At 45.2% G+C, this 12,772-nt stretch carries 11 protein-coding genes; 3 read left to right on the forward strand and 8 right to left on the reverse strand.

What is annotated here, in order from left to right; all coding sequences use genetic code 11:
• The first annotated feature begins 56 nt into the window (after positions 1 to 56).
• The gene (locus ACT6R0_RS17155; protein WP_444655078.1) at positions 57 to 1,688 is read left to right on the forward strand and encodes an Ig-like domain-containing protein; all 1,632 of its coding nucleotides are present in this window, start codon (positions 57 to 59) and stop codon (positions 1,686 to 1,688) included.
• Here ACT6R0_RS17155 and ACT6R0_RS17160 read toward each other — a convergent pair.
• From ACT6R0_RS17160 to ACT6R0_RS17185, 6 genes are all read right to left on the reverse strand, one after another.
• Complete coding sequence (locus tag ACT6R0_RS17160) at positions 1,672 to 2,436, reverse strand: amidohydrolase (RefSeq protein ID WP_444655080.1); 765 nt, start codon at positions 2,434 to 2,436, stop codon at positions 1,672 to 1,674. The two genes, ACT6R0_RS17155 and ACT6R0_RS17160, sit on opposite strands and share 17 nt — an antisense overlap.
• A gap of 46 nt (positions 2,437 to 2,482) precedes the next feature.
• On the reverse strand, positions 2,483 to 3,175 hold the full coding sequence (locus tag ACT6R0_RS17165; protein ID WP_444655082.1) for an SMI1/KNR4 family protein: 693 nt from the start codon (positions 3,173 to 3,175) through the stop codon (positions 2,483 to 2,485).
• A gap of 8 nt (positions 3,176 to 3,183) precedes the next feature.
• Complete coding sequence (locus ACT6R0_RS17170) at positions 3,184 to 4,599, reverse strand: glycoside hydrolase family 30 protein (RefSeq protein WP_444655083.1); 1,416 nt, start codon at positions 4,597 to 4,599, stop codon at positions 3,184 to 3,186.
• Positions 4,600 to 4,853: 254 nt separating this feature from the next.
• The gene (locus ACT6R0_RS17175) at positions 4,854 to 5,615 is read right to left on the reverse strand and encodes a succinate dehydrogenase/fumarate reductase iron-sulfur subunit (protein ID WP_444655084.1); all 762 of its coding nucleotides are present in this window, start codon (positions 5,613 to 5,615) and stop codon (positions 4,854 to 4,856) included.
• Positions 5,616 to 5,627: 12 nt separating this feature from the next.
• A complete protein-coding gene (locus ACT6R0_RS17180) occupies positions 5,628 to 7,634 on the reverse strand; it encodes a fumarate reductase/succinate dehydrogenase flavoprotein subunit (RefSeq protein WP_444655086.1) in 2,007 nt (668 codons plus the stop codon).
• 15 nt (positions 7,635 to 7,649) lie between these two features.
• Positions 7,650 to 8,510 carry a succinate dehydrogenase cytochrome b subunit gene (locus tag ACT6R0_RS17185; protein ID WP_444655087.1) on the reverse strand — a complete coding sequence of 287 codons (861 nt, stop codon included), beginning with the start codon at positions 8,508 to 8,510 and terminating at the stop codon, positions 7,650 to 7,652.
• A 379-nt stretch (positions 8,511 to 8,889) separates the two neighbouring features.
• Between ACT6R0_RS17185 and ACT6R0_RS17190 the strand changes: the two genes are divergently transcribed.
• Positions 8,890 to 9,012, forward strand: a complete 123-nt coding sequence (locus ACT6R0_RS17190; RefSeq protein ID WP_444655089.1) for an AbiH family protein — start codon at positions 8,890 to 8,892, stop codon at positions 9,010 to 9,012.
• 89 nt (positions 9,013 to 9,101) lie between these two features.
• Complete coding sequence (locus tag ACT6R0_RS17195) at positions 9,102 to 10,205, forward strand: AbiH family protein (protein WP_444655166.1); 1,104 nt, start codon at positions 9,102 to 9,104, stop codon at positions 10,203 to 10,205.
• Positions 10,206 to 10,278: 73 nt separating this feature from the next.
• Here the strand turns inward: ACT6R0_RS17195 and lepA are convergent, their stop codons facing one another.
• Both lepA and ACT6R0_RS17205 read right to left on the reverse strand, forming a co-directional pair.
• Positions 10,279 to 12,075 (reverse strand): translation elongation factor 4, encoded by a 1,797-nt coding sequence (lepA, locus tag ACT6R0_RS17200; RefSeq protein WP_444655091.1) that lies wholly within the window; start codon positions 12,073 to 12,075, stop codon positions 10,279 to 10,281.
• 477 nt (positions 12,076 to 12,552) lie between these two features.
• Positions 12,553 to 12,771 (reverse strand): hypothetical protein, encoded by a 219-nt coding sequence (locus tag ACT6R0_RS17205; RefSeq protein ID WP_444655093.1) that lies wholly within the window; start codon positions 12,769 to 12,771, stop codon positions 12,553 to 12,555.
• Between the last annotated feature and the right edge of the window lies 1 nt (position 12,772).

A 12,772-nucleotide genomic window follows, 5' to 3' on the forward strand; every position in this document is an offset into this window, starting at 1 on the left:
AAACATTTTAATTACACTGAATATAATCGTTATTTTGTGCAGTCAAAGAATACAACATGCTGAAAAGTAGATTTTTCCTCTATATATTCCTTATTTCGATAATGTTGACCGGATGCGCCAAACGTGGCGGCATTACCGGTGGCCCAAAAGATACCATTCCGCCAGTGCTTGTTGGCAGTTCGCCACGAAATATGAGCACAGGGTTCAAAGGCAAGGAGATACGCATCGACTTTAACGAGTACATCAAGGTAAAGGACATCAATAAACAGCTTATCATTTCCCCGCCGATGAAGACCCAGCCTGACATCATCCCAATGGGAAGTGCAAGCAGGTTTATCAGCATTAAGATAAAAGATACGCTGCAGGAAAATACCACCTATAGTTTTAATTTCGGGCAGAGTATTACCGACAATAATGAAAGCAACCCTTATTCGCAGTTCAAGTTCATCTTCTCAACGGGAACTTATATCGACTCGCTCACGTTAAGAGGGGGCATTAAAGATGCTTATTCGCGCGATACGGACAATTTCGTGACCGTAATGCTGTATGAAGCCAACGAAACATTCAACGATTCCACCATTTATAAAGAACGTCCCAGGTATGTGACCAACACGCTCGACAGCATGGTCAACTTCTCACTGGAAAATCTCAAGGAAGGAAAGTACCATCTTATCGCCCTTAAGGATAAGAACAACAATTACAGGTTTGATCCCAAGACGGATAAGATCGCGTTCATGAATGAAACTGTAAATGTTCCTGACAGCCTTATAACAGGATATCAGCTGGAACTTTTTCAGGAAAAACCAGCTTTCAAGTATTTTAAGCCTACACAGGCATCGTCTAACAGGTTGTATGCCCCCTATGAGGGCGATCCTAAAGATATGAGGGTAAAAGTGCGTAATGGTGCCGGAACAGAAGAGATCGCATCGGTGGTGACAAAGTTCCCGGGTAAGGATTCGCTTAACGTATGGCTGCCACGCGGCCTGGTGGCTGATTCGCTGAAAGTGCAGGTAAGCCATCGCGACTCGATAAAGGATTTTACCGTTAAGTTCAAGGAAATGAAAGCGGTCGATTCGCTAAAGGTAGAAGCAGTTCAAAAAGGCGGGCTTCACTTCAGGGAAAAGTTCATGCTGAAGCCATCGACACCGCTCGTTGCTATAGATAGCACTAAAATAAGGCTGTTCAACAAAGATTCTGTGCGGGTGCCGTTCACCTATGTGTATAATGACCTCAGGCAGGAGCTCGAATTTGATTTTGTCAAAGAAGAAAACCAGAAGTATACTTTTAGGCTCATGCCGGGCGCTATGACAGACTTTTACGGTAAACAAACCGACTCTCTAAAATATTCCCTTGCCACCAGGACGTACAGCGAATACGGTAATATGCGGGTAAAGCTCGAAAATGTGAACCGTTTCCCGCTGATACTTGAACTGACCAATGCCAAAGGAGAGGTTAAGGAAACCTATTATTCCGAAGGGGAGACACAGATCAATTTTGATGCGATACTGCCGGATAAATATCGACTCCGCGTAATTTACGACGACAATAAGGACCGTGAGTGGGACACCGGAAGCTATCTCGACAAACGCCAGCCCGAAGAAGTTATTTGGTTTACCAACGGGCGCGACGACCTTATTGACGTACGGCAAAACTGGGATGTGGAGCAGTCCTTTAACCTCGGAGGGTAAAGTGGTCGCGGTCGTTCAGGAAACCGAACTTTTTGCGCGTTTCCAGCATTTTATCACGATCTAATCCTACGGAAAAAACACCTTCTTCACCTAAAGCATCAATAACCGTTGCACCCAGGCAGTCCACCACTGCCGAATGGCCGGGGTAGGGGTGGCCGTTGGCATCTTCGCCTATGCGGTTCACGCCTGCCACATAGCACATATTTTCGATGGCACGGGCTTTTAGTAAAATATCCCACGCAAAAATGCGCGGCGACGGCCAGTTGGCAACATACAGCAGCAGGTCGTATTCCTCCACATTACGGGCGAACATAGGAAAGCGCAGGTCATAACACACCAGCGGGCATATCTTCCAGCCCTTATATTCCACGATCAGTTTATCGCTGCCAGCTGTATATGCCTTTTCTTCCCCGGCAAGAGAGAATAAGTGCCTCTTGTCGTACGTTTTGATCTCCCCATCAGGATAAACAAATAGCAGGCGGTTATAATACTTCCCGTTTTCCGAAATTACCATGCTTCCGGTTATGGCGCAGTCTTTGGCAGCGGCCATTCGCTTCATCCACGTAGTGGTTTCGCCCTCCATGGTTTCAGCAACAGCTTCAGGTTTCATGGTAAATCCGGTTGCAAACATTTCCGGCAGTATAATAAGGTCAGTTGCATCGATGCCGTTGATGAGCTTTTCGAAGCTCGCACGATTGGCCTGCGGGTCTTCCCAGGTTAGGGAGGTTTGTATGAGGGAGATCTTCATTGTTTTGTTGAGCCACGAATTAAGCTAATTTCATAAATTAAAGAGATTACCATATTTTCCACCAGGGTTTTGGTTGGTTGGAAGAAGCGTTTTGTACTGAAAGTTCAGTGTTGATCTTTTCAAGCGAATTATCCAGCCAAAGTTCATACCAATCCAAAAATCCTATCCGTTCTTTATTACCAAGTTCATCAAAAGGGTGTATGCCATAATCGCCAGACCTATTGTCAGTCCACATATTGCCGTATTCGTTTCCATTTACGATAAGATGAACATTTATACCACAGCCTAAATTACAAACAGCAAGACTGCCATCCATTAGTGAAGTTGCAAAATAAACTTCTTCAAATTTTTCAAGTTCTAAATAGTATTCGGCTTCGTTTTCATTTACATCGAATACAGAATCGAAATTCAAATTCCAGGCAGTACTATGCGGAAATGGTTTGGAAAGATTCAATATTGTATCCGGATCTTTATAATCCAAATCATCAAACAGGGAGCCTTCTAAAGTTTCTACTCCATAAAAAGGCCCGGCCCCGCCATTTCCCAAATGCATCAAAAATTTTGCATATCCATCAGGCAGTTCGATTCCATACTTTATTTCGAAATTTTCAATCTGTTGTTTTGAAATTTTCGGATTTAATTGGTAACGGTGTTTGGGAGAACCAAAGATAACATACTTTTTGTCCAGCTTTCTTAGCTGTTCAAGTTTGTCCTTTATGTTGGCTATCTGGTTTTCCATTTATTAAATTACTTCATCACCAGCGTCCCCACCATTCCTGCTTTCAGCGTCACGGTCGCTTTTTTGTTTCCGGTGCTTACATCCACTGTTTTATCTTCTTTGGAGGTATTCTGCAACAGCACCGCGATCTTGCCGTCAGGAGTCTTATAGGCCACGCTAGGCAGTCCTTCCACGGTATTCGACTCCACCCTTACCGAACCCGGCCTGATGAACTTCGACGATTGCGCAATGATATAATAGGCAGGTTCGCGGGTCACTTTATTACCGGAAATGGTCACGGCTCCAAGGCATCGGTCACAGCCACCCCTGTCGGTGTGCGGGTCCTGTTTTTCGTCGGCGGCAAGGTTCCATTCCAGTACGGTCTTGCACCAGTTACGTGGCGCGCCAATGCTCAGGTTCTCTATATGCCAGTTAAGCTCTTTGGCAAAATCACCCGGAGCGCCCACCCACTGCTCAGTGAAGTACAGGTTCTTTTCAGGGTGCGCGTCGTGTACTTTAGATACCGCGTCGATCGTCCCGCCATAAAGGTGGAACGCCGAGCCGTCAACATACTTGGCAGCCTCCTTATCATCTAAAATTGAAATAGGGTAGTCAGGCCTGTCGGCATTGTGGTCGTACAATATGATCTTCGTTTTGATGCTGTTCTTTTTGAAAGCAGGCCCAAGGTGGTCGCGCACAAATACCTTCTGGTCTTTCGCTTCCATCAGCAGGCTTGGGTTATTGCCCGGGTGCAGTGGCTCGTTTTGTACCGTGATCGCATCGATGGTGATGCCGTTCTTCTTCATCTCCTGAACATACTTTACGAGGTATTTGGCATAGGCCGTGTAATATTCAGGTTTCAGGCTGCCCCCGCGCGTATCGCCGTTGTCCTTCATCCATACGGGGGGTGACCATGGCGAACCGAGTATCTTTATCTTAGGGTTGATCTTCAATATTTCCTGTAACACGGGGATCAGGTATTTTTTGTCGTAGCCAAGGTCGAACTTCTTCAGGTCAACATCCGTCTGGCCCTTAGGAAGATCGTTGTAAGAGAATAGCAGCTCGTCAAGGTCAGATGCGCCAATGCTCACACGGATGTAGCTCATCCCGATATCATTTTGTCCTGTTCCGTAAATTTCCTGCAAGAGCTCCGCGCGTGATCGCTTATCCATTTTTGTGAGGAGCATTGCGCTGCCCCCAGTCAGCGTACAGCCAAAGCCATCCATTTCCTGGTATTTCACTTCGGGGCTAATGGTAAGTTTGATGTGATCGGCGGAAGCATTGTTGGATACCGGCTGTTTATCCAACAGCATTGACTTATCCGGCATGGTGGCCCACAGTCCCGCGCCCGGTGATCTCTTATTTACGGAAGACCCACAACCTGTTAAAAGGCCTGCAAGTAGTATTGCCGACAATCCGGCTGTTATATGTTTTGCTCTGAACATGGTAGCGTTTTAGAATGTTTGATGTTTTCGGAAATCCAAATTACGACAATTATGGACAACTTACTACAAGATTTTTACCACAAGGCCCGAAAAGGTATTGCACAAGGTTCACAAAGCTAAATCCATAAAGCTTTGTGGCCTCACAAAGGCGATAAACTTCGTGACCTTTGTGAAAATCTTTGTGGCCCTTGTGGTAAAATAAAAAAAGCACCTACCGTAAGGCAGATGCTTTCTATATAAAACTTGTGTAATTCTTATTTAACGCTGGCGAAAAGGTATTCCCTGTTCATCCTGGCGATGTTCTCAAGGGATATCCCTTTAGGGCATTCCACCTCACACGCGCCGGTGTTGGTACAGTTACCGAACCCTTCTTCGTCCATCTGTCTTACCATGTTAAGTACCCTTTGCGTAGCCTCAACCTTACCTTGCGGAAGCAACGCATACTGCGATACCTTTGCACCTACAAATAGCATTGCCGAACCATTTTTGCAGCTTGCCACACACGCGCCACAACCGATGCATGCCGCAGCCTCGAATGACCTGTCGGCATCGTGTTTTGGTACAGGTGTAGCGTTAGCATCAATGGTACGCCCGGTAGTGTTTACCGAAACGAATCCACCTGCCTGCTGGATCCTGTCGAACGCGCTGCGGTCTACTACAAGGTCTTTTATTACTGGGAAGGCCTTCGACCTCCATGGCTCAACAAAGATGGTATCGCCGTCCTTGAACGTACGCATGTGCAGCTGGCATGTAGTGATAGCCGTATCGGGTCCGTGGGCGCGTCCGTTGATGTACAGCGAACACATCCCGCAGATACCCTCGCGGCAGTCGTGGTCGAATGCCACAGGTTCCTGACGGTTGTTCACCAGCTGTTCGTTCAACTGATCGAGCATCTCAAGGAAAGAGCTGTCGGTCGACACATTGTCAAGCTTGTATGTTTCTATTTTACCTTTTGTTTTGGCATCCTTCTGGCGCCATATCTTCAGGTTGATGTTTATATTTTTATTAGAAGCCATCTCTCTTGTATTTTATTTGTAGTTCCTTGCGGCGATCTTAATGTATTCGTAGTTCAGCACCTCTTTGTGGAGAGTTTCGGCATTGATGTCGCTTCCGCCATATTCCCATGCGCCTACGAAGTTGAAGTTCACGTCATCACGAAGCGTTTCGCCTTCCGCATCCTGGTACTCCTCACGGAAGTGACCTCCTGCCGATTCTTTACGCTGTAATGCATCCATTGCCATAAGCTGTCCCAGTTCCATGAAGTCGGCCACACGAAGCGCCTTCTCCAGTTCAGGGTTAAGCTCATTGGCGCTGCCTGGAACGTAAACATCGCGGTAAAATTCTTTCCTTAGCTCATCGATCTCGCGAACGGCTTCGGTAAGCCCCTGTTCGTTACGGCCCATGCCCACCTTGTTCCACATAATGTGGCCCAGTTTTTTGTGGAAATGGTCAACCGACTTGGAGCCGTTGTTGTTCAGGAATTTCTCGATAGAGTTCCTTACTTCATTCTCGGCTTCATCAAATTCAGGTGTATCTGTTGGTATCTTTCCTGTACGGATATCTGCCGAAAGGTAATCGGAAACCGTGTATGGCAATACAAAGTAACCGTCGGCAAGTCCCTGCATCAGTGCCGATGCTCCAAGGCGGTTGGCACCGTGATCGGAGAAGTTAGCCTCACCAGCCACGAAGCAGCCTTCTATGGTGCTTTGCAGGTTATAGTCAACCCAAACGCCGCCCATGGTATAGTGTACCGCAGGGTATATCTTCATCGGGGTTTCATACGGGTTTTCGTCGGTGATCTTTTGGTACATCTGGAAAAGGTTGCCGTATTTCTCTTCAACCCACGCCTTACCCAGTTTTATAACTTCATCTTCAGATGGGTTGTGGTTACCCGTGGCATAAGCTGCCTGCTTTCCTTTACTTATGATCTCCGAGGAGAAGTCAAGGTAAACACCTTCGTTGGTCGCGTTGGCCTCGATACCGAAACCGGCATCGCAACGCTCTTTCGCTGCCCTCGATGCCACGTCGCGCGGCACCAGGTTACCAAACGCAGGATACCTTCTTTCAAGGAAGTAATCCCTGTCCTCTTCTTTTATTTGTGTCGGCTTCAGGTTTCCTGAACGGATCGCTTCAGCATCTTCCTTCTTTTTAGGTACCCAGATACGGCCTGAGTTACGCAGCGATTCCGACATCAGGGTCAGTTTCGACTGGTTCTCGCCGTGTACCGGGATACAGGTCGGGTGGATCTGTACGAAGCAGGGGTTGGCAAAGTAAGCACCCTTTTTGTGTATCTTCCATGCGGCGGTCACGTTAGAGCCCATTGCGTTGGTCGAAAGGAAATATACGTTCCCGTAGCCTCCTGAAGCGATGATCACCGCGTGTGCCGAATGCCTCTCCAATTCGCCGGTGATAAGGTTACGGGCAATGATGCCGCGTGCCTTGCCGCCTATTTTTACGATGTCTAGCATTTCGTGGCGGTTGTACATCTGTACATTGCCCTGGCCTATCTGCCTTGACAATGCAGAGTAGGCGCCAAGCAACAGCTGCTGTCCTGTTTGCCCTGCGGCATAGAAGGTACGCTGTACCTGTGTACCACCGAAAGAGCGGTTGTCGAGCATTCCGCCGTAATCGCGTGCGAATGGAACACCCTGCGCAACACACTGGTCGATGATGTTGCCCGAAACTTCCGCAAGGCGGTGTACGTTCGCTTCACGCGCACGGTAGTCACCCCCTTTTATAGTGTCATAAAAAAGCCTGTAGATACTGTCGCCGTCGTTCTGGTAGTTCTTCGCGGCGTTGATACCGCCCTGTGCTGCGATCGAGTGCGCGCGACGGGGCGAATCCTGGAAGCAGAACGCTTTTACATTATAGCCCATCTCTCCAAGCGATGCGGCAGCCGAAGCGCCCGCAAGGCCCGTGCCCACCACGATGATGTCGATCTTCGGCCTGTTGTTTGGGGCAACAAGCCTGAGGTGGTCTTTATATTTTGTCCATTTCTGGGAAATTTCCCCGGCAGGTATTTTAGAATCTAACATATTTAGTGATGTTGATTATTTTAGTAAGAAGTGAATGTAAAGCGGAATGGCGGCAAACAGCGCCGGCACGATGATGGCGAACGCATAACCGAAGCCCCTGATGAAGCCATTGTATTTCGGGTTGTTGGCGCCCAGTGACTGGAACGCGCTGCCGAAACCGTGGTACAGGTGGAAGCCAAGAACGATCATTGAGAATACATATAATATTGTGGCGATAAGGCCGTACTTTTCGTGCTTGAAGAAATCCACTGTAATTTTGTGTAGGTCTTTGGTGCCTTTAAAAACTTCCTCGCCTTTTTCATCTACGACCGATGTTACGTGTACCTGCTTCAGTTTGTACTGCTTCAGCAATTCAGGGTCTATCGTGCCGTCCGGCCTTACCGGGATCATTGCGTTTGGCGAGCCCAGTACACCGATAGCCATTTTTTGCGTACCACCCATGTTGGTGATCTCCTTGCTGGCAAGCGGCATATTCTCGTCAAAGTGCATCCTTGCCCAGAAGTTCACCATGTGCGTTACAATGAAGACCAGGATAACGGTACCCAATACCGCCATGTTCCTCGAAGCCCACATGGAGTTTTTCGAAGGTCTGTTCATAGCATAGCCTATCGGCCTCGCCTTTTGGTTTTGGACTGTAAGGATGATGCCGTCGATCGCGTGGAAAATGATCGAGGCGTAAGTAACGTACGAAAGGATCTTTACGGCTGGGTTAGTGGTCATAAAGACCGCATAGTCGTTAAATGCCTTCGCATCCGCAAAAATGAGCTGTAAGTTACCGATCAAGTGCCCGACAAGGAACAGGCAGAGAAATAAACCTGTTAAAGCCATCCAGTATTTTTTTCCTATGGAGGACTTCAATAGTGCAGATTTTGCCATAATGTTTGTTTAAAGAAGGTAAAGTTTTGAAAAATCAAACAAATTTACGGCAGAAACTCAAAAGCTACAACCTTTTCGGGCTAATTTATAATGAATATAAAGTGGGAAATATTTAAGGTTTATTCCCTTTAAAATTATATTCTGTATTTTTTTACGGTTAAATACTTAAAATAATTCAAAGTTTTTTAAGTATTGGGAATTCATTTGGTTGGAGGGCGGGTTTTGAAACTGAATTATCGCTTGGAGTTTTGGGATAGAGACGCAGTGCCTGCGTCGTTACCGGGCGATTATGATTTGAATTTACGGAAGGCCTGGATCATTTCGTAGATGCCTTTCATAATACTGATTAATAATCTATATTTGAGTCAAACAAGTAAAGATGAACAGGTTAGTTATTATTGGAAACGGCTTTGATTTAGCACATGGGTTACCCACAGGGTATGGTCATTTTATTGACTCATACTGGAGTGGAATAATAGGGAACATTTCAAAACAACATTAAATGGCGCATCATACGATGATGAATTCGTAAATATAAAGTTCGCTTTCAAGGCGTCAAGCTATTTATCGGCAAGTAACGATTTTAAAAAGATTACGGATTATTCTACAATGATGAATTTTGTAGAACAATATTCTGAATCTTATGATCCAATGTTTGCAGATCAATTTAATAGGTGTAAGATAGGTTATAGCAATTCTTTTTTCAACTCTGTCTGCAGTAAAAAAGTGGTACAAAATTGGGTCGATATTGAGAATGAATATTACAAGCTACTTAAAGATTGTCTGAAAGAAGAAGACAATTCTAAAGTTAGGAAACTAAATGAGGAATTTGAACAAGTAAAAAATCTCTTAGAACAATATTTAAAAGACAATATTGCTGAAAGATATGATTTCCAGATTCCCAATGAAAACTATAAAGAAATATTGAGAATTTTCTCAGTAGAGCCACTGTATTTAAGTAGAAATCCTGACCATATTTATTTTAAAGAATTTTCAGAAGAAGATTATAAAGATCTTATAACTTTTGACAACAAATTAGCTGATTCGTGGTACAATAGGACGCTTCAACAAGATTTTAATAGTGGAGAAATTAATCAAAGAAATTTAATATTAAATTTTAATTACACTCCGGTTATAGATAAATATATTTCTGAAGCAAGAAATGGTACACATTTGCATCGAAATATTGCTTTCGGAGAAACTTGGCAGATACAAATTCATGGCAAGCTATTCGATGTTGCAAATTCAATTAATTTTGGATTTGGAGACGAAATGGATGAGGGCTACAATTTGCTTGAAAAGAAAGATGACAATGAATATTTAAGAAATATAAAATCATTTCAATATCTTCAAAACTCGAACTACAAGGACATGTTGGACTTTATTGAAAGCGATAAATTTCAAGTTTATATAATGGGTCATTCTTGCGGTTTGTCGGATAGGATATTACTCAACACTATTTTTGAACATAATAATTGTCGATCAATAAAAGTATTTTATCATGAAAGGAATGGTAAAGACAATTATACAGACATAGTACAAAATATATCGCGACATTTTAATAAAAAGAAAATGATGCGAGATAAAATTGTAAACAAATCACTATGTCAGCCTTTACCTCAGGGTGTAAGATTCGACGAAAAAGGTTCATATAAAAGTAATATGTTCAAAAACTTTGGTACTTATCCTAAATAAATCTACAAAAAAACCCGTAACACTGCTGCTACGGGTCTCATCTATTATCTTTTATCTCAACGTCTAATAAAGACTAATCGTTCAATTTAAGAACCGCCATAAACGCTTCCTGCGGTATTTCTACGTTGCCCACCTGGCGCATGCGCTTCTTACCCTTTTTCTGCTTTTCGAGGAGCTTGCGCTTACGGGAGATGTCACCACCGTAACACTTGGCGGTAACGTCCTTGCGGAGGGCTTTTATCGTTTCGCGTGAAATTACCTTTACGCCGATCGCTGCCTGTATAGGGATGTCGAACTGCTGCCTCGGGATCAGCTCCCTTAGCTTTTCGCACATCTTCTTGCCAATGTGGTAGGCGTTGTCCGCATGGATAAGCGCCGACAGTGCATCGACCATCTGGGCGTTCAATAGTATGTCGACCTTAACGAGGTTCGACGTACGCATCCCGATAGGGGAGTAGTCGAACGAAGCATAGCCTTTAGATACCGTTTTCAGCCTGTCGTAGAAGTCGAACACGATCTCTGCCAGCGGCATGTCGAAGTTCAGTTCCACACGCTCGGTGGTCAGGTACGTCTGGTTGGTGATGATGCCGCGCTTCTCGATACACAGGCTCATTACGTTGCCCACGAAATCCGACTTGGTGATGATGGTCGCCTTGATGTACGGCTCCTCCACGTGATCCAGCTTGGACGGCTCCGGGAGGTCGCTCGGGTTATTTACGATCAGTGGCGTGGTCGGGTCTTTTTTGGTGTAAGCAAGGTACGACACGTTGGGTACCGTGGTGATCACCGTCATGTTGAACTCGCGCTCCAGGCGCTCCTGTATGATCTCCATGTGGAGCATGCCCAGGAATCCGCATCGGAAACCGAAGCCTAATGCGGCCGAGCTTTCTGCCGCGAATACCAATGAGGCATCATTCAGCTGCAACTTCTCCATCGAGTTGCGGAGCTCTTCATAATCCTCGGTATCTACAGGGTAAATGCCCGCGAATACCATCGGTTTTACATCCTCAAATCCGCTTACCATATTGGTCGTAGGGTTTTTGGCATCGGTAACGGTATCGCCTACCTTTACCTCTTTTGCCTCCTTGATGCCGGAGATAAGATAACCCACATCTCCTGCGCTCACTATCTGTTTCGGCACTTGGTTCAGTTTCAGCGTACCTATCTCGTCGGCAAAATATTCATTGCCTGTAGCCATGAACTTGATCTTCTGTCCTTTTTTTATCGATCCGTTCTTCACCCTGAATATAACCTCGATCCCACGGAACGGGTTGTATACCGAGTCGAATATCAGTGCCTGCAATGGCTCTTCCGGGTCGCCTTTTGGTGCCGGTATGCGCTCAATGATGGCAGCCAGTATCGCTTCTACACCAAGGCCGGTCTTACCGCTTGCCGGGATAATATCCTCGAGCTTACAGCCCAAAAGGTCTACGATATCATCGCTTACCTCTTCCGGGTTGGCGCTTGGCAGGTCGATCTTATTTAGTACGGGGATGATCTCAAGGTCGTTCTCCAGTGCGAGGTACAGGTTCGATATGGTTTGTGCCTGTATGCTCTGCGCGGCGTCTACGATAAGCAGTGCGCCTTCGCAGGCGGCTATAGATCGTGAAACTTCGTAGGAGAAATCCACGTGCCCGGGAGTATCGATAAGGTTGAGGATGTACTGCTCGCCTTTATAGGTGTATTCCATCTGGATAGCGTGGCTCTTTATGGTAATGCCTCGCTCGCGTTCCAGGTCCATGTTGTCGAGCAGCTGTGCCTGCGATTCGCGGGCGGTCACCGTTTGTGTGGCATCGAGCAGGCGGTCGGCCAGGGTGCTTTTCCCGTGGTCAATGTGCGCAATGATGCAAAAATTCCTGATATTCTTCATCTTCGTCAGTTATCATGTTATGCAGGTACGGCAAAATTTGGCGCGTTCCGTGCGGGCCTCCATAAAGGAGCTTAATTAATCGGCAAATATAGTTAAAGTTAGCAAGTAGTAAACAGCCTGGGCGTAAAATAAAACAGTGCATGAAATGGGGGCTTCATGCACTGTTTACTTATAGCAAAGTAAATTTAAAGAAATATGTTTTTACTAATAAATAACCTCAGGGGCAGGGGTTATCATTCTCTAAAGATATCTTGAAATTGTATTGCAAAACAACAAATAATATTCATAACATTCACATTATCAGGGGTGAATTTATAAGAATGTTAATAATTTAACACTACAACGTTGTAGCTGTCAGTAGTAATTTCACTATAAATTCAATGCAATACTTTTATTTATTATATAAATATTGTAAATATCCTCAAAATAAAAAAGCGGGGCTGTTAACCCCGCTTCTCCGATCAAATAATTATCAATTTATGAGACTTTCTGTCCACGTTTTAATAGTACATAGCCCATTGCGCATCCTCCCAAAAGGGAGGCTGCAACATAGCCATTGATGGGCATGGCAACTTCATCATCCACATCATCTTCAAATTCTGTATCCTCATCCTGCGCAACTGCGATCACAGGCATCAGCATCAACAAAACTAATAGTACCGGTTTGTATATATTGTTTATAACTGTTTTTTTCATG

Source organism: Flavobacterium sp., assembly GCF_052437795.1.
Lineage (GTDB): Bacteria > Bacteroidota > Bacteroidia > Flavobacteriales > Flavobacteriaceae > Flavobacterium.

Excerpts from the sequence above, each read along its gene's own strand:
- lepA (WP_444655091.1), bottom strand. The coding sequence starts at position 12,075 with ATGAAGAATATCAGGAATTTTTGCATCATTGCGCACATTGACCACGGG.
- ACT6R0_RS17155 (WP_444655078.1), top strand. The coding sequence starts at position 57 with ATGCTGAAAAGTAGATTTTTCCTCTATATATTCCTTATTTCGATAATG.
- ACT6R0_RS17205 (WP_444655093.1), bottom strand. The coding sequence starts at position 12,771 with ATGAAAAAAACAGTTATAAACAATATATACAAACCGGTACTATTAGTT.
- ACT6R0_RS17160 (WP_444655080.1), bottom strand. The coding sequence starts at position 2,436 with ATGAAGATCTCCCTCATACAAACCTCCCTAACCTGGGAAGACCCGCAG.
- ACT6R0_RS17190 (WP_444655089.1), top strand. The coding sequence starts at position 8,890 with ATGAACAGGTTAGTTATTATTGGAAACGGCTTTGATTTAGCACATGGG.
- ACT6R0_RS17180 (WP_444655086.1), bottom strand. The coding sequence starts at position 7,634 with ATGTTAGATTCTAAAATACCTGCCGGGGAAATTTCCCAGAAATGGACA.
- ACT6R0_RS17170 (WP_444655083.1), bottom strand. The coding sequence starts at position 4,599 with ATGTTCAGAGCAAAACATATAACAGCCGGATTGTCGGCAATACTACTT.
- ACT6R0_RS17175 (WP_444655084.1), bottom strand. The coding sequence starts at position 5,615 with ATGGCTTCTAATAAAAATATAAACATCAACCTGAAGATATGGCGCCAG.
- ACT6R0_RS17165 (WP_444655082.1), bottom strand. The coding sequence starts at position 3,175 with ATGGAAAACCAGATAGCCAACATAAAGGACAAACTTGAACAGCTAAGA.
- ACT6R0_RS17185 (WP_444655087.1), bottom strand. The coding sequence starts at position 8,510 with ATGGCAAAATCTGCACTATTGAAGTCCTCCATAGGAAAAAAATACTGG.